The organism is Parasegetibacter sp. NRK P23, assembly GCF_023721715.1.
Lineage (GTDB): Bacteria > Bacteroidota > Bacteroidia > Chitinophagales > Chitinophagaceae > Parasegetibacter.
Window position 1 is genome coordinate 3,877,892 of sequence record NZ_JAMDLG010000001.1, and the last position, 21,492, is coordinate 3,899,383.

At 47.4% G+C, this 21,492-nt stretch carries 21 protein-coding genes and 6 tRNA genes; 6 read left to right on the top strand and 21 right to left on the bottom strand.

Features of this window, described 5'->3' with window-relative positions; translation table 11 throughout:
- Positions 1-5: 5 nt before the first annotated feature.
- The 3 genes from M4J38_RS15765 to M4J38_RS15775 all read right to left on the bottom strand — a co-directional run bounded on the left by M4J38_RS15765 (position 6) and on the right by M4J38_RS15775 (position 2,073).
- Positions 6-353 carry a DUF6520 family protein gene (locus tag M4J38_RS15765; RefSeq protein WP_251760740.1) on the bottom strand — a complete coding sequence of 116 codons (348 nt, stop codon included), beginning with the start codon at positions 351-353 and terminating at the stop codon, positions 6-8.
- Between the two features lie 113 nt (positions 354-466).
- Complete coding sequence (locus tag M4J38_RS15770; RefSeq protein ID WP_251760741.1) at positions 467-1,033, bottom strand: Crp/Fnr family transcriptional regulator; 567 nt, start codon at positions 1,031-1,033, stop codon at positions 467-469.
- Positions 1,034-1,182: 149 nt separating this feature from the next.
- Positions 1,183-2,073, bottom strand: coding sequence for a helix-turn-helix domain-containing protein (locus M4J38_RS15775; RefSeq protein ID WP_251760742.1), 891 nt, complete (start codon positions 2,071-2,073; stop codon positions 1,183-1,185).
- A 546-nt stretch (positions 2,074-2,619) separates the two neighbouring features.
- Between M4J38_RS15775 and recQ the strand changes: the two genes are divergently transcribed.
- From recQ to M4J38_RS15795, 4 genes are all read left to right on the top strand, one after another.
- Positions 2,620-4,893, top strand: coding sequence for a DNA helicase RecQ (recQ, locus tag M4J38_RS15780; protein WP_251760743.1), 2,274 nt, complete (start codon positions 2,620-2,622; stop codon positions 4,891-4,893).
- 59 nt (positions 4,894-4,952) lie between these two features.
- On the top strand, positions 4,953-5,762 hold the full coding sequence (locus tag M4J38_RS15785; RefSeq protein ID WP_251760744.1) for a DUF3050 domain-containing protein: 810 nt from the start codon (positions 4,953-4,955) through the stop codon (positions 5,760-5,762).
- Positions 5,763-5,800: 38 nt separating this feature from the next.
- Positions 5,801-5,873 (top strand) — tRNA-Phe (locus tag M4J38_RS15790).
- A 183-nt stretch (positions 5,874-6,056) separates the two neighbouring features.
- Positions 6,057-6,713, top strand: coding sequence for a hypothetical protein (locus M4J38_RS15795; protein WP_251760745.1), 657 nt, complete (start codon positions 6,057-6,059; stop codon positions 6,711-6,713).
- Between the two features lie 91 nt (positions 6,714-6,804).
- Here M4J38_RS15795 and M4J38_RS15800 read toward each other — a convergent pair whose 3' ends face one another.
- The 14 genes from M4J38_RS15800 to M4J38_RS15865 form a co-directional block, all read right to left on the bottom strand.
- The gene (locus M4J38_RS15800) at positions 6,805-7,656 is read right to left on the bottom strand and encodes a hypothetical protein (RefSeq protein ID WP_251760746.1); all 852 of its coding nucleotides are present in this window, start codon (positions 7,654-7,656) and stop codon (positions 6,805-6,807) included.
- Positions 7,657-7,750: 94 nt separating this feature from the next.
- Positions 7,751-9,550 (bottom strand): cytochrome c peroxidase, encoded by a 1,800-nt coding sequence (locus tag M4J38_RS15805; protein WP_251760747.1) that lies wholly within the window; start codon positions 9,548-9,550, stop codon positions 7,751-7,753.
- Positions 9,551-9,637: 87 nt separating this feature from the next.
- Positions 9,638-11,065, bottom strand: coding sequence for an alkaline phosphatase PhoX (locus M4J38_RS15810; protein ID WP_251760748.1), 1,428 nt, complete (start codon positions 11,063-11,065; stop codon positions 9,638-9,640).
- A gap of 149 nt (positions 11,066-11,214) precedes the next feature.
- A complete protein-coding gene (locus M4J38_RS15815; RefSeq protein WP_251760749.1) occupies positions 11,215-12,312 on the bottom strand; it encodes a slipin family protein in 1,098 nt (365 codons plus the stop codon).
- Between the two features lie 2 nt (positions 12,313-12,314).
- On the bottom strand, positions 12,315-12,482 hold the full coding sequence (locus tag M4J38_RS15820) for a hypothetical protein (protein ID WP_251760750.1): 168 nt from the start codon (positions 12,480-12,482) through the stop codon (positions 12,315-12,317).
- A gap of 40 nt (positions 12,483-12,522) precedes the next feature.
- Positions 12,523-12,873 carry a hypothetical protein gene (locus tag M4J38_RS15825; protein WP_251760751.1) on the bottom strand — a complete coding sequence of 117 codons (351 nt, stop codon included), beginning with the start codon at positions 12,871-12,873 and terminating at the stop codon, positions 12,523-12,525.
- Positions 12,874-12,945: 72 nt separating this feature from the next.
- Complete coding sequence (locus M4J38_RS15830; RefSeq protein ID WP_251760752.1) at positions 12,946-13,425, bottom strand: ribonuclease H-like YkuK family protein; 480 nt, start codon at positions 13,423-13,425, stop codon at positions 12,946-12,948.
- Between the two features lie 20 nt (positions 13,426-13,445).
- A tRNA-Trp gene (locus tag M4J38_RS15835) sits at positions 13,446-13,517 on the bottom strand.
- 3 nt (positions 13,518-13,520) lie between these two features.
- A tRNA-Phe gene (locus M4J38_RS15840) sits at positions 13,521-13,595 on the bottom strand.
- Between the two features lie 4 nt (positions 13,596-13,599).
- Positions 13,600-13,671: transfer RNA gene (locus M4J38_RS15845), tRNA-Ile, on the bottom strand.
- Between the two features lie 4 nt (positions 13,672-13,675).
- Positions 13,676-13,748, bottom strand: a tRNA-Arg gene (locus M4J38_RS15850).
- A gap of 81 nt (positions 13,749-13,829) precedes the next feature.
- Positions 13,830-13,901 (bottom strand) — tRNA-Gln (locus M4J38_RS15855).
- A gap of 648 nt (positions 13,902-14,549) precedes the next feature.
- The gene (locus M4J38_RS15860; RefSeq protein ID WP_251760753.1) at positions 14,550-14,771 is read right to left on the bottom strand and encodes a hypothetical protein; all 222 of its coding nucleotides are present in this window, start codon (positions 14,769-14,771) and stop codon (positions 14,550-14,552) included.
- A gap of 11 nt (positions 14,772-14,782) precedes the next feature.
- Entirely contained in the window at positions 14,783-15,532 is a 750-nt protein-coding gene (locus tag M4J38_RS15865; protein WP_251760754.1) for a hypothetical protein, read from the bottom strand.
- 190 nt (positions 15,533-15,722) lie between these two features.
- Between M4J38_RS15865 and M4J38_RS15870 the strand changes: the two genes are divergently transcribed.
- Positions 15,723-16,607 carry a hypothetical protein gene (locus M4J38_RS15870; RefSeq protein WP_251760755.1) on the top strand — a complete coding sequence of 295 codons (885 nt, stop codon included), beginning with the start codon at positions 15,723-15,725 and terminating at the stop codon, positions 16,605-16,607.
- Positions 16,608-16,610: 3 nt separating this feature from the next.
- Here M4J38_RS15870 and M4J38_RS15875 read toward each other — a convergent pair whose 3' ends face one another.
- Positions 16,611-17,594: a GlxA family transcriptional regulator gene (locus M4J38_RS15875; protein ID WP_251760756.1), complete on the bottom strand. Its 984-nt coding sequence runs from the start codon at positions 17,592-17,594 to the stop codon at positions 16,611-16,613.
- Between the two features lie 124 nt (positions 17,595-17,718).
- Here M4J38_RS15875 and M4J38_RS15880 point away from each other — a divergent pair, with 124 nt between their 5' ends.
- Positions 17,719-18,159, top strand: a complete 441-nt coding sequence (locus tag M4J38_RS15880) for an SRPBCC domain-containing protein (RefSeq protein ID WP_251760757.1) — start codon at positions 17,719-17,721, stop codon at positions 18,157-18,159.
- A 14-nt stretch (positions 18,160-18,173) separates the two neighbouring features.
- On the opposite strand, the gene M4J38_RS15885 is transcribed toward M4J38_RS15880, so the two are convergent.
- From M4J38_RS15885 to M4J38_RS15895, 3 genes are all read right to left on the bottom strand, one after another.
- Positions 18,174-19,715: an MFS transporter gene (locus M4J38_RS15885; protein ID WP_251760758.1), complete on the bottom strand. Its 1,542-nt coding sequence runs from the start codon at positions 19,713-19,715 to the stop codon at positions 18,174-18,176.
- Positions 19,716-19,862: 147 nt separating this feature from the next.
- Positions 19,863-20,474: a peptidylprolyl isomerase gene (locus M4J38_RS15890; RefSeq protein WP_251760759.1), complete on the bottom strand. Its 612-nt coding sequence runs from the start codon at positions 20,472-20,474 to the stop codon at positions 19,863-19,865.
- A 120-nt stretch (positions 20,475-20,594) separates the two neighbouring features.
- Positions 20,595-21,392: a DUF1080 domain-containing protein gene (locus M4J38_RS15895; RefSeq protein ID WP_251760760.1), complete on the bottom strand. Its 798-nt coding sequence runs from the start codon at positions 21,390-21,392 to the stop codon at positions 20,595-20,597.
- Positions 21,393-21,492 lie beyond the last annotated feature (100 nt).

Sequence of the window (21,492 nt, forward strand, 5' to 3'; positions counted from 1 at the left end):
ATGTGCTAATCACGGAGATAGATGCCGTCTTCCGGAAGACTTTCACCTTCCTGAAGTGCTTGTTCTATCAAGGATTCAACCGGTTCGCCAAGAATGGCGGGAAAGCCGGGATGAGAGAGGTCTTCCGTTGCGAGAATAACGCAAATACGGGCATCTCCGTCGCAAAATGTGGAGGGGTCGCCCACAAAAGGAGTATAGTTCTCCTGGTCCAACGGATCAGTAGATGGCGCCTGGGGTGTAAACTCCCAATAGGTGGGCGTAAACTTTTTTTCTACGGCTTTTTCAGTAAATGCGAAAGCGCCGATACCTGCGAACACCACCGCCAGGAGCGGTAACAAAATTTTGATTTTCATAATTAAAGTGTTGAATGGTGAATGAAATTTCCGGAGGTTGGCCAACCTTCAGGATCGAAGCTAACTGAACCAGCCCTGGCGTTTCCGGCAATGGTGCCGTATTTTATTCAAGCTTAATCCGTATCCTTTTTTCTGGCGTTCTTCAGGTTTCTGAAACTTCGCTCGCTCATATTCAGGAAGGAGGCCAGGTGCGCATCCGGAACATGGTACAGCAATTCCGGGAACTTTTGTTGGAGGTACCGGAACCTTTCCCGCAACGATGGATTCGATTTAAATAGGGAGTGTTCTCTTACCTGTTCCTGGAACTCGTCTTTAATGGCACGCTCCAGCGCCGCCATTTCGGGAAAACACTGGTAAAAAGTATAAACTGATTTGCGGCTGATGGACCAGGTTTCGCATAGCTGTGCCGCTACGATGTTTTCCCGGAAGGGAGTCTGTGCATTAAAACTTTGCGCAGGGTAAATCATGTTGCCCGAAGCGCTGAACCAGGTCGTTATGTGTTCACATTCCCACCGGACTATCCCCGTTTTTAAGAACCATATCCTTTCCGCTACCTGCCCCGCCTTTAGGAGGAAATCGCCCTTCGCATGCTGTGCATAACGAAGTGACTCCCCCAGGCAAAGGAGAAACCCCTGGGAAAGCATAACCCGGCTCCGGAGATAATGAACCAGCTCCTCCATAGAATAAGGTTTATTAAAATGGCCTCCCCTCGAAAAGGGAGGCCTCTCCTGATTCCTCCCGTCACCACAGGTGGTGAGGGTGAAAAGTAAATTTGCAAACTCTTTATCAGACAGGCTTGTGTTTTCCCGTCATAGTTCTCTTGTTTATTTCATTCAGGCGGTAGGTTTTTTGCTCTGTAAGTACCGGGAGAAACACCCAGATTTCTCCGTATAAAAACCGAGAACTGGGAAGGGGAGGAGAAGCCCAGCATATAAGCCACTTCTTTGATCTCCAGTGCTGGTCTTTGCAGCAGCAGTTGCTGAGATTTCCGGAGTTTGACCTGTTTGATGTGGTCCTGCAAACGCATGCCTGTTTCACGGATAAACGCTCTCCGGAGGGTGCTTTCACTTGCGTTTACCTGGATGCACAATTCTTTCAGCGAAAATTCTCCGGGCATACAATGTTCTATAAAAAGAATGCTGGCATGAACGGCTTTTTTGTCTCTTGACTGGAAAAACGCGTCCTCCCGCACCATGCGCCAGCCGCTAACCGTAGCCAGAATATTTGAAAGATGAACATCGGGATGATCCAACTCAGCAGGCAGATGGGGTTGAAAAAGCAGTGCATTCACGTATTGCTCGGTAAAACGGGTGATACCGGCGCTTACAGGTCCGGATATGCGAAATAAATCGCTGCTTGAGCCGGTTGTTGTAACGGGAAGTAAAAAATGGGACCGCGGAAACCCCCATACCAGTATTTTAACATGAGGCTTTAACAGCTTAATGAAAACCTCCGAGGATGGCTTTACGGGAAAAAGTAACACCGACCTGTTTGCTATGCGAATGTTTTCGGTCCCGCTTTCCACATCCACCTTACCCTTTAGTACGAGGATAAGACACATATCTGCAAAGCCCGTGGAAACAGACGTTGCCGTGTGACCGGAAATGATCATGTCTCTTGCCAGAAGGGTTACTTTATTCCGGGTTGTGCTGCGGGCAAGGGTTGTAGTATAATTTACTTGCCCCATACCATTATGTATGCTGGCATCGTTCCATTTCATCGAATAAGGTTTGGTTCAACCACCGGTGTTTCCACCGGGTGTTGGGAGGAATCAGGATAACTTTATATGGCAGCGTTGTGCAGTGGGCTGATATGAGGTTGAAGGCCGATCGGTTAGGAAAGGTTCAGCACCAGGTACAATAAAATCTTTCTTTGTGTTTACATTCTATCAAAATTTTGGATAATCCAAAACAGGGTAAGGTTAATTCAAGGAGATTGATACGCATTGGCCGGACGCGTTTACTCCGGGACCTTTTCTGTTTTTTCACGGTAATCACGGGCGTTTTTTCCCGTATTTCTGGAAATATAAAGTACAGATCACCTGTAAATCGCCCCATGAATGTTTCCATAAGTGCCATAGTACCGGGTTAAGTTTTAGTAACTTCGCCCACCTTTTTCAAAAAATACCCCTTCTTTCTCCGAAGGGAGCCAATTTGAAACGGATTACTACACGACTGCTTTCTGAACCTTGTTCTACCTCTAAAATTGCTTATATTTAATTCACGTGCAAAGTGCAGTGTAACCGGTGAGAAGGAAAATAAACGTCATGGCAACCGCAACGAAAAAATCAGCCGCCCCCAGGAAAAAGGCGACTTCAGTAAAATCAGCAGATCTTCAGAATGGCCCCACCACCCTGGCGGCCAAACTCCAGGAATATTTCGGCTTCGATGGCTTTAAAGGTGAGCAGGAAGCTATTATTGAATCGCTGCTCTCCGGAAGGGACACATTCGTGATCATGCCCACCGGCGGCGGAAAAAGCCTGTGCTACCAACTACCCGCTATCTCCTCGGCAGGCGTGGCCATCATTGTTTCCCCGCTCATCGCGCTGATGAAGAACCAGGTCGACCTGGTCCGCAGCTATTCAAGCAACGATGATATAGCCCACTTCCTGAACTCTACCTTGTCGAAAAAAGAAATCAGGGAAGTAAAGGAAGACCTCACTTCCGGCAGAACCAAAATGCTGTACGTGGCGCCTGAAACGCTTACCAAAGCTGAAAACCTGGAATTCTTTAAAGAACTGCCCATCTCCTTCTTCGCCGTAGATGAAGCGCACTGTATCTCAGAATGGGGCCACGATTTCCGCCCCGAATACCGCCGTCTCCGCGAAATGATGGACATGATCAATGAGACCATCCCCGTTATCGCGCTTACCGCCACCGCCACCCCCAAAGTGCAGAGCGATATCGTGAAGAACCTCGGACTGCGGGAACCCCGCATCTTCATTTCTTCCTTCAACAGGGGAAACCTCTATTACGAAATTCAACCTAAAGTGAAGAAGGACCAGACCATCAAAAATATGGTCCGCTTCATCGTTCAGAATAAAGGCAAAAGCGGCATCATCTACACGTTGAACCGCAAAACCACCGAAGAACTCGCCGATGTACTGGTGGCCAACGGCATCAAAGCCGTAGCCTATCACGCAGGACTCGACTCCAAGCTCCGGGCCGAAAGGCAGGACATGTTCCTGAACGAAGATGTGCAGGTAATCGTGGCCACCATCGCCTTCGGAATGGGGATCGATAAACCTGATGTGCGTTTCGTGATCCATTTCAATATTCCCAAATCCATCGAAAACTATTACCAGGAAACGGGTCGTGCGGGAAGGGATGGACTCGAAGGAAAATGTATTCTTTATTACTCTCATAAAGATGTGGCCAAACTGGAGCACCTCATGCGCGACAAGCCTTTGAGCGAACGCGAGGTGGGTGCCCAACTCATCAATGAAACCGTGGCCTACGCTGAAAGTGGCGTGTGCCGGAGGAAAATCCTGTTGAGTTATTTCGGGGAAGAATACAACGACGAAAAGAGCTGCGGCAATTGCGATAACTGTCTGCACCCCAAAGAACGCATCGAAGCCAAAGAAGGCGCCGTGAAAGTGCTGAAAGCCATACAGGCATTGGAAGAACGCTTTGTAACGGACTATATGGTGAACGTACTGATCGGCAGACTTACGCCCCAGATCATGATGTACCGCCACGAACAGATTCCCGTTTTCGGCTCCGGTAAGGAAGAACCAGATCATTTCTGGAACTCCCTGATCCGCCAGTTGCTACTGGAAGGCTTGCTGCAAAAGGATATTGAGGATTATGGCGTGTTGAAAATCACCGCGAAAGGAGAGAAATTCCTGAAAAAACCCACCTCGTTCAAAATAGTCCTGAACAACCTTTTCGAAGAAGCGAACGCCGACGATGATGAGGCGGGTGAAGCCGCTGCCGCCACCACGGCCACGGATGAGAAGTTATTTGAAATGTTGAAAGAACTCCGCCAGAAAGAGGCCAAAAAGAAAGCGCTGCCTCCATTCGTGATTTTCCTGGAAACCTCGCTGCACGATATGGCCACCATGTTCCCCACCACCATGGAAGAACTGGAAAAATGCCAGGGTGTAAGCAAGGGTAAGGCGTTGCGTTACGGAAAGCCCTTCCTGGAAATGATCAACCGGTACGTGGAGGAGAACGATATAGTGCGTCCCGATGATTTTGTCATGAAGAGTGTGGTCAACAAAAGCGGGCTGAAAGTATACATCATCCAGCAAACGGATAAAAAGATACCACTGGAAACCATCGCCAAAAACAAGGAACTCCGCCTGGATGCCCTGTTGGAGGAAATGGAGACCATCGCCGCGAGCGGAACCCGTCTCAACCTCGATTATGCCATAGATGAAATGCTGGACGAATACGAGCAGGAAGAAATCCTGGAATACTTTAAAGGTTGTGAAACCAGCAGCTTGCAACTCGCACTCGAAGAGTTGAGCGATGGCAACTATACCTGGGAGCAGCTCAAAATCATGAGAATCAAGTTTTTGGCGCAATATGGCATGTAAGTTGCGGAAGGCAATCCGCATCAGTTTTTAATTCGTATATCTGCCAAAACCTTGAACCAATGAACCAGTACATCAACCGGCTCCGGGAAAATATTGAGCCGGTACGCAACGCTATCACGGCACATCCGTTGTATTCGGCTATCCGAACACCGCGCGATCTCCAGCTTTTTACCGAGTACCATGTCTTTCCTGTATGGGATTTCATGAGCCTGCTCAAAGCGCTCCAGCGCAGTCTGACCTGTGTGGAACTGCCCTGGGTGCCGGTGGGCAGCGCCAATACCCGTTACCTCATCAACGAAATTGTTACCGGAGAGGAAAGCGATGTGGATGAACATGGGCAGCGGATCAGCCATTTTGAACTGTACCTGAAAGCGATGGCCCAGCTCGGGTCCGACCGGAGGCCCATGCTCCAGCTGCTGGAAGAACTCCATGTTTCCACCATAGAGGAAATATTGGAAAAGAGCGCATTGCCGGCAGCGGTGAAAAGCTTCCTTTCGTTTACGTTTGAAGTGATCCGCAGGGGCAAACCCCATGAAATGGCCGCGGTATTTACTTTTGGCCGGGAAGACCTTATCCCGGATATGTTCATGGAAATGGTACGGGGCCTGGATAAAAGTTTCCCAGGCCAGCTAACCACGTTCCGTTATTACCTGGAGCGTCATATCGAAGTGGATGGCGATCATCATAGCATCCTGGCCATGGAGATGGTTTCTGAATTGTGTGGAGATGACCTGGTGAAATGGGATGAAGCTACGGCTGTTGCCCTGAAAGGATTGGAGCAGCGCCTCCGGTTGTGGGACGCGGTATCGGAAAGATTAAGCATGTTTTCCCCGAAAAATCCACAAAATAATTTTGCCGTGTCGGTTTAATTCCTATTTTTGCCACCCGTTCCAAAAGAACCAAGGATGGTGCGGTAGCTCAGTTGGTAGAGCAAAGGACTGAAAATCCTTGTGTCGCCGGTTCGATTCCGGCCCACACCACGAAGAAAAGATCACAGAAATGTGGTCTTTTTTTGTGCGCGGGAGCGGCGGGAGCGAGTTTTAGGGATTTGGTAATACAGCAGTAATGTTTACGCATAACGATCATACTTATCGTTAATCATGATAGGAGTAGGGCGGCAATGGCTGCCCTATTTTTTATACATTCGGGTCACAAATAATTCTATGAAAGCGTTAACTGCGATATTTCTGTTTTTCTTCACAACCCATATAACTTTTGGACAACAAAAGAAAGGAAGGGTATCCATATCTGCTAATTATGGATTGACAGGGAATTTTTTTGTTCGTTCTTATGATGAACAAAATGGCCCAACAGACAAACAGTACTTCTACAAAAAGAATTTTATAGGATCCGCGGCGGGGCTTGCTGTCACATTTCAGGTGTCCGAAAATTCAGGACTATTTCTTGAGTATTCACGCACAATCAACACTGGGAAAAAATCATATGAAGGTTCACTAAATAGCACGAGTGTAATGATCGAAGACTTCAGGCTCAGGCATGTCAATAATTTTTTTCAACTAGGTTATGTAAGAAACTTTAAAATGGCAAACGCTTTTATACAAGCGCAAGCGGGCGTTTTTATGCTCACCGACCAAAAGCAGCTCATTTCAATAGAAAGATGGGATAACCTTATAAGCATAAGCGAAACCAATGCGGAAAATTCCGGCTCAAAAGAGGCTGGCGTTTTTTTAGGTGGTGAATATTCTTTTAAGTTGGATACAAAAGTGGACTTTGGCATTCGTACACGGGGATATTTTTTGGTGTCAACCGGGACCTTTGAAGCGTTAACACTTACTCCGGTGCTACGATACAATTTCTAGCCATAATACTCCCCAACTGGCGCCACTTGCTTACATAGTAATTTTATCGATTACCGTTACCTTGAAGGCCATTGATCGTTGCGTCACGAAATCATTTAAGCCGCGCCCCTTTAAACCTATCTGCCACAATACGAGACCAGTCATTGGTACCGACGTTTGGATCTTTAATTACACCGTAATTAAATTGAATATGAAGAGAATCATTTACTCGATTATAGAAGCCAAACGAATACAGGGAATTTACCCACTCACCTTTGTATTGAAAATAAGCCGCTGTAACAGTTGGACCGGTTATGCCAAACCCTTTGGAAGAAGGGTCGATTTCGGAGTAAATCGGAAACCCGGCAGGAAGGTCTTTGATAGCATAATAACTTCGCTCAACGCTGTAACGGCTTTCATACATCCAACCAATCTCAATATTAAATGTGTCGTTTTGGTTGCTTGCGAGAACGCCTCTATAGATGCCAACAAGTGGGGTACCCTCCAGGATTTTAATTGATTTTTTTATTGTATCAATCCCGCTGTATTCAGCTTTGTGTCGGTTTGTGTAGGTTACGATCGCCTCAACAAGAACTTGCGATTGAGGCATTCCAAAGCCCAGATACAGGCTTTTGCCTTGTCTGATAAGCGGATCACTTCCAAATTTCCATTTCACTGAATAATCGAATGATGTATCAATTTTTAATGAAAAATTGAGTCGGACACCATCATCGTAATAGGTGCCGTTTGGTGTTTTATAAATATAGAATAGTGAGTCTGCAAGAAGCGTATCGATACTTGCATATTTCCGGCTGGGATCGAGGTAGATATTTGTTGCGGAAACGTTTTGTGCAACAACAATTTCAGCTTTAGGGTTGGCCGCAAGATGTGGGCTTTTCTCTTTCCGGCACGATAGTAAACCAATTCCAATGAGTGCATGAACACACATTAAATAAAACTTCATAAAATAAGATTGAAACAAATCTATTTCAAAATTTTGGATTCAATCTTGTTTTCCTGAGCGTTCTGATAAATAAAGTTCTGGTAAAAAGCCTTACTCAATGGCTATCTTTCAATGTGCCCAAAAAGGCCACAATCGCTTTCTTTTCACCCACCGTCAACGACAATGAATCGAAAGGAAGTGTTTGAGAAGGAAGATCTATCCCTATACCGACGCCACCTCCTTTGTTGTAAAACTCAACCACCTCTTCCAGGTTAGTATAAACGCCATTGTGCATGTAGGGAGCCGTAGTGGAAATATTTCTTAATCCCGGTGTCTTGAAGGCAAAAAGGAGTTCCCGGATTGCATTTATCTTATAGCGACCTGAGTCTTTGTCGATGCGTGCATTGTTCCAAACGGCCCGTTCAGGAACCCCGATAATCTCAGATTCGGATTTGGTAAACCAGGGCGGTGTGGTGCCGTTGAAGAGGGGCATGAAATGACAAGTGCCGCATTTGGCTTTGCCCATAAACAGGTTGAATCCGTTAACCTCTTGTTGCGACATACTTTTTCTGTCTCCGCGAATATATTTATCGAACCGCGAGGCGAAGGGGTTCAACGAACGAACATACGCTGCGATCGCGTTCCTGATCTCGTAACCACCCGGCTGATTTTTTTCACCATACACTTTTTGAAGCGCTTTCCGGTAGAAAGAATCTGCAAGCAGCCGTTCGGCGGTTGACCGGGCTTCCAACGCAAACTCATTGCTGTTCTGCATTACATCGTTGATCTGGTCCTCCAGCGAAGTGGAGCGCATATCATAGAACTGCGCGGACTGCAATGCGGCGTAATAAAGTGTCGGACTGTTCCTGGGCAAGGAGCCGCCATGCACAAGATTACTTGCCTTAGGCAATCCATCGGTAAAAGAGAGTCCTGCCTTGTGGCAACTGGCGCAACTGATTTTTCCTGAAGCTGACAGTCGCCGATCGTTAAACAATAATTTCCCTAGGGCAACTTTTTCCTTACTGGTGGCGGCTTTTGCATACGGCGCATAAAAGTCGGGATTCCAGGCGCTTCCTTCCATCAAATCCGCGAAGCTACCGGAGAAAGGAGCGCTGAAGTTAAGTGTGTCGGCTTGTTGCGGACGGTACACATCCAACAGGCGGCTCAGCGGCATCAGGTGAGTAGTGATGAACCCAAGGCGGTTGAAGGTATTAAAATCGTTGTGCGCTCCCAGGTAACCAATACCAGCATCGATAGCGATATTCAGTTCTGCTGAAACAGAATCTCCAAAATAAGCCTGGCAGAAAAGCCTGATGCCTTCTAGCGCTGCTGCGGTTTCAGGGATGGCAGCAACGCTGACTGGCGCATCAAATCCAGTAATGCCAAGTGTGGCGATTCGTATGATTTCATGTTGAAGGAGTTCATACGCATGGCGCGGCAGAATGGCGTTGTGGGCCATATTGGCTTTTACGAAACGGATATCGGTTAGTAAAAGCTGCGCTTCCTCCGAAACAGTTTTCCGAAGGGAATCATGGTAGTCTGCAAACAGCAATTGCTCAATTACCTGGAAACCATGGGGTGGCCAAACCACACCATCTTCCGTTTTTACATCGGGCAATGCCGGTCCGTTAATGCGGCGAACAAGTCCCTGGAAGTAATATTCAGTAATGGCCTCGGCCCTTTTGTAAACAGCACGGCTCCGGTGGAACTGTTGCTGAAGCGAATTGGCTCCGGCCTTTTGAGCAAGCATGGAATCGAGTACGGTAATTTCAGTGATGAGGGTATCCATCTGCCGTTCGAACTGAACGATGCTGTTCCGGGCGCCTTCAAGGGTTTCAGTTTTGTGCTCCGAACAGGAACCCGCGAATAAAACGAAGGCAAAAAATGCAGCGATGGATAGCACAACAACTCTCATAAAACGATAAAATGGTAACAAGTGAAAGAGGCGATCCCCGGTAAAAACTACCAGGGATCACATTTAGGTATGGATTTTAGGGCTTTATTAACGGGGTACACCGGTCAGGATCAGGGTTTGTCCGCCTGCTTTATAGGGCTGAACGGAAGTGGCTTTACTGGGGTTCAGGAATTTGTCTCCATCTACCCAGGTATGTGCGTGGATGTTGATGAGGAACGTGTTGGGCACGTCGATGTTTTTTGAGATATCGATCATTGCGCCATGTTCCCAGGTAGCGTAACGTTGATCGTTATTTGGGTTGTACTTGGTATTACCCAACGTTTTATTTTTCAGGTCAAGAAATACTTTTTTGGTACCGGAGGAAATGGTGTGCTGCCAGATCAGTGAGTTGTGCGAGGCGCCGGGGAAGAAAGAGTCGCCGTCTTCCTGGATGTACACATAGTTTTCGGTAACGCAGAGGTTATCGGGGTTGATGATGTCTTTTCCCGGATTCAGGTCGCCGTCTTCGATGATGGAAAGTTTACCCTTGAGGGGATCGGAAGCATTCATGGTCAGGTGATATACCCTTCCCCAATATGTTTTTTCAGGTTGACCGCTTACACCAGTGGCCACAAAATATACCTCACGTCCTTTCGCGCCGCCACCTTTTTGGTAATCAAGGTCTTCTACGCGGGCAAACTGAATAGACTTAAGGCTGCTGTTCAGGTTTTCGATTTCTGCGCCGGTAAGGTTCTTTGCATTGGGCACTTCCACGAACTCGACATCGTAGGTGTTTCCTTTGGTCATGGCGGTTTCAACCTGGTTCAGGTCGGTTCTGCGCAGCGCGTAGAATTTACCGTTATCCAGGTCGCCCATGGTATTGGACACATACAGGTATACTTGTCCGTTACCCGCATCTTCCCCGAGGATGATCACTGTTTTACCTGGATACGCATCTTTTGGAAGTGGAACGGAATTTTCCCCGCTGAATTTCCCGAGGGCTGGTTTAACCCGGCTTTGGTCGGAAGGATTTGCCGTGGCGATAGGATCGATGGCATGGGTCATCGCGTTCACATTACTTTCGCCGGTAGTGAGAAATGTAGGCTTGGAGAAACCATGTTCTTCCGGTGTGGCGAGGGAGCCGGAGCAAAGTCTGAACATACCACCGTCCGTATTCACGATATATTCTCCTTTAACCGGATTAAGTTTTTTATCGAGGTATACACGGGATACCGCATAAGTATTTTCGTGGTTGGTCACCATGATGTACCCGGTTCCGTCAGGATTTTTAAGAAATCCTTGTCCGTCGGGTGCGCCGCCATATATAAAGTTGGGGTAGCCTGGAATGGTATCGCTGGTACTTATAAGGGTGTAAGCTGAAACCGTGGAAGAGAAAGCGGGATCGATGGTCACAAATGATTCCGCATTGGACCTGTTTCTGAATTCTGGTTTTTCTGCGTCAGAACCATTTTTGTCGTTCTTGTCACAACTGAGCAAGAACAAGGGAAGAGTGAGCGCTGGCAATAACTTTTTCATTGCGTGAAGTATATTTGCCCGAAAGTAGAAGTGTACTGTTATTAAAAGGTTAATGGAAGATTAAGCAATTGTTTATAACTGCCTAACATGCTCGAATAAACATAAAGCAATAAACGCAAATACCGGAGCAGTTTCCCACTCCGGTATCATCATTTAGGCACGAAAATCCCCTTCAGTTGTTCCAGCAATTTTCCGTTGCCGCTCACACTAAGGCTGGTGATCTTATCCGCGATCTTCTCCACATATTCCATTTCTTTCAGTTTCCACAACATCGCGTTTTCTTCCATCAACTTTGCGGTGTTCAGCAGGCTACGTGTGCTGGCGGTTTCCTCTCTGCGCATGATGGTGTTGGCCTGCGCTTTTTTTTCGGCTACCAGCACCTGGTTCATGATCTCTTTCACGTCGCCGGGCAAAATGATGTCGCGGATACCGAAGCCGGATACTTCAACACCCAATTTTTCGGAACGTTCTTTTACTTTCTCCAGGATGAAGGGCACGATGACGTCTTTTTTATCGAGCAACTCATCGAAACCGAATCCGGCAACATATTCCCGAAGGGCCAACTGGAAACAGATGTACAACTGACGATCGTATTCCTTGTTCTGCAACAGGGCTTTTTCAATATCCGTGACTTTGTACTGCGCCCAGGCGTTGATCCTGAGTGTTGCTTTATCGCGGGTAAGCATTTCCTGCCCGTTGATCTCCAGTTGTTGCTGGCGCGTATCTACTTTGCCCACGTAAATGGCGATGTTGTTTTTCCACCAGTAGTGCGCGCCGCTTTCCAGCATACGGACATATTTACCATCGATGAAAAGGACGGCCCTTTCATAGTTCTCCACGCTTACGCTGCGAACATAAGGCGCCACCATCTTATTGGATAAGATTGCCCGGTCAATGGGTTCCGTAATTTCAGCTTTGCCCGTATCAGCTTTAACGAAATCATATTTTACGGGACCTTTCCAGAAAGCATACCTTCCGGAGGAAAGCACTTCGTGCAGGATGCCGTTCCTGTACAGGAGTATGATTTCGTTGTCCTTTACTTCTGTCACAATCAGCATAGACGCAAGCGTGCTGTTTTCCAGTAGAATGTTCAATTCTATGGGGGCGTGAAAGGGTTTGGTGGTATCATACACTTCCACCTTTTCGTTGCGCCAGAACCAATATGTTCCGGCTGTAAGAATGTTTTCCAAAGCCCCTTTTCTGAACACCAGTCCAACTTCGTAGGCGTTCACTTTTACCTGTTTCATATTCACGTTTTAAAGGTTGTTTTTTCAAAAACCACGATGCCCGCCACCGGCAAAGGCGGAATGGAATTCGTATACCAGCTGCTCCTGTTGTTCCCTTCGCTTATGTCGCTCCTGCTGAGGAACGACAGCCACGAAAAGAAGTGCGGGTCGATCTGCCATCTTCCATCCATTGCTGGCTATTGCCTGGTTGCGGTTCCAAAGCCGCCCCACTCAAGGGAGCCGCTCTTTCAAGCGCCGGAATCTTCCGGCGGTCATAGGTTCCACAGGCGGGCAGCCTGGTTTTGTTTGCTTGTCATCATTTTTTGAGAAGCGATGGACTTCTTTTTCAACATTTTGAGTGTTGTGTTCTACCGCTGAACTATCACGTTTTGAGCGTGAGCAGGATTCGAACCCGCGCTGCATGAACTGTTGCTCTACCAACTGAGCTACCTGCGTTAGGAGGGAAGGAATCGAACCTTCGACCCACAGATTAATGGTAGACAATGCCATTCCAACAACAGCATACAACTGGTTACTACCGTTGCACTGCGGGGCGTGGAAACCCTCGCCTGGGTTGTTCATTCATGATCATTGCCTTTCTTCCCGCGAGGGAAGCTTTTCTGCTGAACGGACTCAGCAATATTTTTTGTTGCATTATTGCACAACTTTGTTGGCGCAGGAGCTGCTGGCGAAAGCGAAAGGCTTGGCCTGGAAAGCGAAACCCATGCCCATGATGTACCCCATGCCTTCTTTCAGCGCCTCATTGCTTTTGAATGCCGGATTCGTATTGATATCGGCGTGCACTTCAAGGTCAATATTGTACAGGGTAAAAATCCTGCACAGGTGGAAAGCCGCGTCAATACTCTTTGATACTTCCACGAGCATCCTTTCTTTCACGCTCATTTTCCTGCGACTGGTTTCGGAGCGGATGTACATGAAGCCGCCTTTTCCTTTCCGGATAAAAACGATCACGGTAGCGAACTCCGTTGTGTTGCCTTTCACCTGGCTATCGGTCCCGATGCATACTTTCAGTTCGTGGCCCGCGGCTTTTTCCTGAACGATCCTTTCCCTGATCTCGTCCTCAATCGGCTGGCCGATGGGCTTTCCGTTTAATTTCCTCCATTGCTGTTCCATTTCATTTGGTTTTATAAAAGCACGGGATGAAGGATTCGAACCTTCATGCACGGGTTTGGAATCCGTGTTGTTGCCAATTACATCAACCCCGCGAATGGTGGATGAAACAGGATTCGAACCTGTAACCACGGCGTTTCAAACCGCTGCTCTACCATTGGAGCTATTCATCCGTTGTTGGTCCGGCAGGATTTGAACCTGCAGCCTTGAACGTATCAGGTTCCTGCGCTACCATTGCGCCACGGACCATTTGCCGGCTCAGAAAGATTGGAACTTTCACTGTTGTGTTCGTAGCACAGTGTTCTTTCCGGTTAAACTATAAGCCGGGGGTTGTCTCCGGGCCTCGAACCCTGTTCTCTTCTTTCACAGGGAGGCGCTTTACCCGTTAAGCTAAAGACAACAAACTGTTGTTGAGGCTGGATTCGAACCAGCATCTTCAGCGCCAAAAGCTGACGTGCTCGCCGTTGCACTACTCAACATCGCATAAAAAAACCCGGTCGTTTTTGGCGACCGGGTTCATCGTTACTGCATGAATGGGTTATGTATTCACAAGTATATGATCCGGTTGCCGGGAAAGAATATGTTGTTCGTTGCCTGTACTGATTTTTGCGCAGAGGGGTATCGTAAACCAATAGGCGGCATGTTGCGAACGTAAATTCTTTCGCATGGTAAATGGTATATGTTGTATTCGTTGTTGCATCTCCGTTATATTGGTATAAATAAAATAAAAAACCCCGCGATTCAGGCGGGGCGTATCTTTCAGCGATTCAGTCTGTTCAACTTATTGCATAGGTACATGCCCCGTAAATGGTGTATAGCATTCTTTGCTAAACCAATTGAGTGAAATAATATGTTGCGCTATTCGTGGCATGATTTATTTTTTCTTCGGATGCAAAGATGTGAATCTTTTTTTGATATCACCAAATGATTGCATGAATTTTTTGAATAAAAATTTTTACTCAGAAAAAAAATTCATGTTACAGATGAGCTAAAAGGTTTCTTTACAGGGCTTCAAATTTACGATAAGAAGCCACGTTAAAACCCTTTTCAAAACAAATTCAAATACAAAGAAACCGTTACAGGAGCAATGCGGTATTGCTCCCGTAACGCCTTCTGAAGAATGGGGTTTATTGCTGCATATTCAATTTCCGCTGATGTATGTAAATCATTAACATCGCCAGCGTACTTCCGACAATAGGAACAGACCAGATCAATATAAGCAGCAGCAATATTGCCAACGCGCCTCTCTTGATGGGAAATTTCAACAATAAGAAACTGGATGCAATGGCCAGCGCGATATGCAGCGCTATAGCCGCCTTCCAAACAGTGGATGAGATAATAAATTCCATAGTATTAAAGTTTATTTACAGGAACTACCGGTACACTCAATTTCCTGGGTCGCCATACAACCATAATCTTCCCAGAGACAGCCCGCGTCAACGCCATATATTTTTCTGCAGTCAGGGTGCGTTTTGATGTAATCGTTCGCAAATCTCGTCACATGTTCTGAGGCACTGCTGCGCGACGTTCTGAAAGATACGGCAGTTTTTCTGCAATTAAAATCGTCTAATCCGGGATCCGCGCCATCCATCCCTGGGTTTGCCACATCAGCAACAGTTTCCGCTTTTTGAAAACGAGGAAGACTCTTGTCCGTAAGCTCTAGATAGGCAACGGTAAGCAGGCTTAGCACAGCTATTTGATTGTCGTTCAATTGCTCCACGGAAGCGGCGTCATAAAGCTGCCCGTTGTAGTCGAGTTGGAATGTCTTTTCCCGGCTGTTGATCAGCAGCGCAGAAGAAATGTTTTCATTGCTGAAAGACAGCGTGATACTTTCATCAGGCTCCAACTTATACTTTAATGTTGCGCCTGCTGTTTCTACCGTTGCGCCGTTCAGATTTCTGAACCCGCCATTCAGCCTGAACTCAATCACGTTCCCGATAAGCGGGCTTATGCGCTCTATACTTTCGATACCCAAAGCCCTCGTAACTTTCGCAAGGTTCGTGATCAGTGATGCTTCATGCGCCAGGTTCAGGTCAACATGCGGAGCGGACTGTTTGCTACAGGAAAAAACAAAAATGGACAGGAAAAAAACAAAAGGAAATAATTTCATGATGTAAAATTTTGATGAAGGGCAAGATTAGAACTATTGTTTTGGGCGAGGTGTTTTTAACCATTTAAAATGGATAAAAGAATAAAGTATTTTGGAAATGCATAACTGGTAAAATAAAGCCCGCTTCAGTGAAAATCCGTAAACCTTAATCACGGCAGTATAGCTACCTTGAAATGGTAAAAACATGCTTATGTTAAAGACCCTGCTTTGCTGTTCAAGTGTTTTGTTCGCGCTCTTTGTGCAGGCGCAAACCTCGTCTGGTGGCGCTATTGTGCATTCTTTCGGAAAGCACCTGATTACCGCGCCGCCTGCAACAATGAAACTGGATTCTTTCTACGCGAAGTATACTGACGCCTGGGGCATTCCTGTGATCTCCTCAAAAAATGTTTCCGATGACGCGTTGCTCGTTGCACGTGATATTGTGAACTACATGTTGCTGAAACGGCCTGATGTTAGGGAAGTGCTCATCAAAAGAGGCGCACGTTTATCCATTATCGGGAAAGATGAAATGCAAACCGATCTTCCTGAATGCAGGGACTGGAAAAAGCCAACCAGGGACGACCGCAGGCTTACACCGGGAGAAAGAGAAAACTACGATAAACCAGGCGGGATCGCTTCTATGACCGATCAGCAATACTGGAACCAACGCGCACGTGGAATGGGCGGTATTCATACTTCCTGCGCTGAAGAGAACCTGCTCGGTATTCCGGGAACACGGTATTTTGGTGAGAACATTACAGTGCACGAATTCAGCCACAATATGATGGGTGCGATTCAATCAATAGACCCTGAGTTCAGAAAAGAGTTGCAGGCAGCATATACAAATGCGAAAGAGAAAGGTCTTTACAAAGGGCAATACGCCATCAATACGATGGATGAATACTGGGCCGAAGGAACCCAGTGGTGGTTCTGGTCGAATTTTGAATTTTACGATAACGATGTGCGTGTTCAGTCGCCCGAAGACCTCAGGGCTTATGATCCCGCTTTGTATGCCATCCTTGAAAAGGTATACCACGACCACCATATTCCCGCGGATGTTTATTATGGGAAGAACCTCGGTGGAAAGAAGAAGTGATATTTAACGGGCCATTGCATTGTTATAACGACTCCGGTATTCGAGTGGCGACATGCCCGTTATGCCACGGAATACTTCTCGGAAAGCTTTCACATCTGAGTACCCCACTTCGTACATAATTTCGCTGATGTTTTTCCGGCAGCTTTCCAGGGATTTTTTGGCGGCTTCCACTTTTACCCGTTGGGCATATTCAAGCGGCGTATTTCCGGTAGCTTTTATAAATCTTCTGTCAAAATTTCTCCGGCCGATAGCGAGTTTCAGCGCTAGTTCCTCCATGGATATTTTTTCCTGTACATGGTGTTCAATAAATGTTTGCGCCCGCTGCACCAATTCATCGCCATGCTGTTTCTGCCCGGTGAAGATGGCGAATGCGGATTGATTGTTCCTGTCCATTTCGATCTGAAAAACTTTGGCGCAATAAATAGCGGTTGCGCGATCGAAATATTTCTCCACGAGATAGATCATCAGGTTCAGGAAGGAGAACGCGCCACCGTTAGTGTAAATGCCTTTTTCATCAGTAATGAGCTGATCGGGCTGAAGATTCACTTCTGGAAACATGCGCCTGAAGTTGTTTGCGGCCGCCCAATGTGTGGAGCAGCGTTTTCCATTGAGCAATCCGCTGGCAGCCAGCAGGAAGGCGCCGGTACAAATGGAAGCGATGGCGGCACCGGACTGGTATTGCTTTTCAATCCAGCTGATCATGGGGCGGTTTCTTTTTATGGCCTCTTCATACTGGTGGTTCACCGATGGAACGATGACCAGGTCGGTTTTTTGAATGGACCTTATACCAATATGCGGTTGTACGGTAAAAACACCTTCGTGGAAAGCAATCTTTTTCTTATTGCCCGCGAGTTGTATGCTGAACAGTGCCGATCCTCCGTTTTGTTTCCGAAACTCGTTCGCCCTGGTGAGAATTTTATAAGCGCCAACAATGCTGCTCAGGTTATTGCCTTCTCCTTCGGGAACCAGTATGGTAATATGTTGCATGCGGCGTCTTTTGTTTAAAGGTACGAAAGTGGGTTGTCTGAATCGCCCCGTTAAAATGTCTGTTCAGCCACCCTTCCGAATGAATCAGTGGCGATAGATTTACAAAATAAAAACCTCCTTGAATATGTCAGACAAACATTTCACTTTCACGCTGGAAACCGTACAGTCTCCGGAAAAAGTTTTTACAGCGATAACACAGGTTCGCGATTGGTGGACGGGATTTTTCGGGGAAGAACTCACAGGAGCAACCGAAAAACTGAACGATACATTCAGCTTCCGTGCCGGAGATGGCGCGCATTACAGCGAACACAAACTGGTTGAAGTAGTGCCCGGGGAAAAAATAGTATGGCTCACTACAAAAAGTGATTTCAATTTCATTCAGCAAAAAGATGAATGGACCGGAACAAAAGTGATTTTTGAGATCAAAAAAGAAGGGGATAAAACCAAACTTGTTTTTACCCACGAGGGCCTTACGCCTGATGTGGAATGTTACAATGCATGTTCACCCGCATGGACGCAGTATTTGCAACAGAAACTTCTTCCTTTGATTAATGCTGATAAGTGAGTTACCGGAGAGGATCAACTTTCAACAGCATTGTTCCCGGTCTTCTGGCCACCCACTTTTTTCAGTGCCACCACAACTAACACCAGCAGGAACAACACACTCACCCAGGCGCTCACCTGCATTCCGGTGCCGAAGGCGTTCTGTGCCGCGATAATAAGCGCCTTACCCTGCTCCGCCGGTAATGCCGCTGCTTCGTTTACCGCGCCCCCAAATGTTTCCAGGGACTTTTCTGAAGCCTGCGCTGGAATGGATTCCCGGCTCATCAGTCGCACATAAATGGCTGTACCAAGACTTCCGAAAATGGCCATCCCTGTTGCACCGCCAAACTCAGCGCTTGTTTCAGAAATCGCGCTCGCGGAACCGGCCCTTTCAGGCGGAGCAGAACCCACTACCAGATCGGTGGCCAGGGTAACAACCGGTGCAAACCCTACCGAAGTGAGGAACATGGCGGCAACCACCATCCACACACTACTCTGAGCGGTGAGTTGCGCAATGACTAAAAAACCGGCAATAGCGAGGCATAGACCCAGCGCCATCAATTTACCAGGGGAGAATATTCTCAGTAGTTTCGGCCCATGCGTGGCACCCAGGATAAACCCGGTGAAGGAGGGAAGTGCCCAGAGTCCTGCTGCAAGTGGCGATAAGCCCAGCCCAAGCTGCATGTACTGGTAGATAAAAAAGAAAGAACCAAACATCACAAAGCAACCCATTCCATAAATGGTCAGGGAGGCGCTGAATGCGGGTATGCGAAATAGGCTAATGTCTATCAATGGATCGTTGAGTTGTTTTTGTCGCCGGAAGAAGATGACTCCTGTGATTAAACCAGCCGCGATGGAGGTGAGCCAGCGCCAATTGAACCCATTGGTTGCGATTTGTTTAAGCCCGAAAATAATCAGCAGTACTGCAATGAGCGAAAGAAAGGCGCTCGCAATATCAAGGCGCCGCGCCGCAGGGTCCTTAAATTCTGGCAGAAGATAGGGGCCGGCGATCAGCAACAGCAACATCACGGGAATACCGATCAGGAAAACCGATCCCCACCAGAAGTATTGTAGCATAACGCCACCCACGATAGGGCCTACCGCGCCACCGGCGGCATAACCCATGGCCCATATTCCTATGGCTTTCGTGCGCTCTTCAGGATCCGGAAACATGTTTCTGATCAGCGATAAAGTAGAGGGCGCGATGGTTGCGCCTGCAATACCGAGAATGGCCCTTGCGAAGATGAGTATATTCGCGGATTGGGCGAAGGCTGCGAACAATGAGGCCAATCCGAAAAAGGCAGCCCCGATCAACAGCAGTTTTCGCCTGCCGATTCTGTCGCCGAGGTTGCCCATGGTGATGAGGAAACCCGCTACCAGGAACCCATAGATGTCCATGATCCAGAGCAGTTGGTTGCCGGTGGGCTGCAGGTCGGCGCTCAGTTGAGGAACGGCCAGGTTAAGTACCGTGAGGTCCATCGAATAGAGCATACACGGCAGGGCAATCACGATGAGACCGAGCCATTCCTTGCGGGTGGCCTTTACGGGTTCGGAAGCCAGCACGGGTGCATTTTCCATAAAATGGTTTTAGGTTACCAAACTTACGGCGTAAGGAAGAAATAAGCAGGGTGCAATTATGACTTTAAGCAGGGGGAATGCGACAGCAGAAAACAAAAAAGCCGCTCCCAAAGAAGCGGCCCATCATTTATCATTCAACATCCAACATTATCTCCCGTTCGCTCTCAACACCGTAATGTTTTTCTTCACCCTGTCATCGTGGGTTTTTTTGATGATGTAGTGCCATTGTTTGTCGGATACATCCACGAAAAATACTTCTCCGGTTTTATGTTCTGCCACTGCGTCCTGGAATTCTTTGGGGAAGCTGTATTCACCAAAGAACCAGTCGGTATCACCGCGGGTGGTGTTGCCGTCCATCGTGTATTTGTCGGATAATTCAGCGAAAGAAACGCCTTCATTGGCTTTCTGCACGATTTCTTTTTTCAGTTTCTCAATTTCCGAAGGGGTGAGTGATCCGCCATCGAGGAACACGTAGCTGGCGCGATAAGCCACGGAGCCAACGGCTTCCAGCACTTTATAGGTAACGTAGCCCACGGAGAAAACATCGCCCTGCTTCTGGCGGAGCAAACGTTTATCGATAAGCGTAGTGTCCTTATCTGCGGAAAGTTCCAGAATAGCGGGCTTCAGTTCAGGATTATCTTTGATAAACTGCTGCGCCTGCTGGAGCGTGGTGATCTTTTTGAACTTCTCGGTAACGGTTTCCTGCGCGAAGATGGCGGTGGACAGGAGAAGGAAGGCCATTACAAAACGGTATCTCATATTTTTCATTTTTTCTGTAGATGCAAAATTCCTACCTGAGGTTGATCGGGCAATGAGGTATGATGGAAGATAACATTTTTTTGGCGAAAAAGATCGGTGTTTCACCCCATGACTTCGTTACTATTTCAGTTCCTTCAGTTGTATTCTTCTGAAATCGATGGGCTGTCCCTCACTCTGGAAGGCGATATACCCTTCTTTGAGCATTTTCCCGTTCAGCTTCTGCGTGGGGTCGAACCTGTTCACCACGCTGCCACCAATCTGTGGTTTACTGTAGGTTAATACTGTGTCGCCTTCTATGATGTGTTGCACAAGGGAGTCGCCGTACACAATAAGTTCAGCCTTCACCCATTGCTCCGGGGGATAAGTTTTGGAGGAAGAATTGATGCAGTGGGTGGAATCCAGCTTTCCGTTATAAACAACGTGTGTGCCGGGCGAACACATATTGCCGGTGGGCCTGGGTTTGCCATCGGGTAAGCCGGCCAGCAACTGCATTTCCACGGATATTGGCCAGTCCTGTTCTTTGGGCATGGTACGGGGATCCTGGGAATGGAACATGATGCCGCTGTTCAGGATGGTATAGGAGGGTGCGTCTTTCCGCCAGTCGCCGGTGAATTTGTATTCGAATTTGAGGTGGAAGCTGGAAAGCGGTTTCTTGTAATAAAGGTGGCCATACCTTTCGTTGAACGATTCGTACTGGTCATACCTTACTTCGAGCACAGAATCTTCGGTAATGCGGAAGGTGTTGCCATAGTTATCGCCGGTTTCATGGTGGTGAATCTTTACCATCCAGTCTTTGAGGTCTTTTCCGTTGAGCAGGTCCTGCCATCCGGCCTGTTTGTTTTGAACGGGGGGCTTGCAGGAAAACAGCACCAGTAGAGCGCTGAGCGAAAGGGTCAGGTAGCGAACAATCGATTGCATGTCTGTAAGTTTTTTCAACCTGTAATTTATCTTCCTTTTTCCGTTCAGCAAGTATTCAGCGGCGGCATTTAAAATTTTCCTAATATTATGTCCCTTTTCT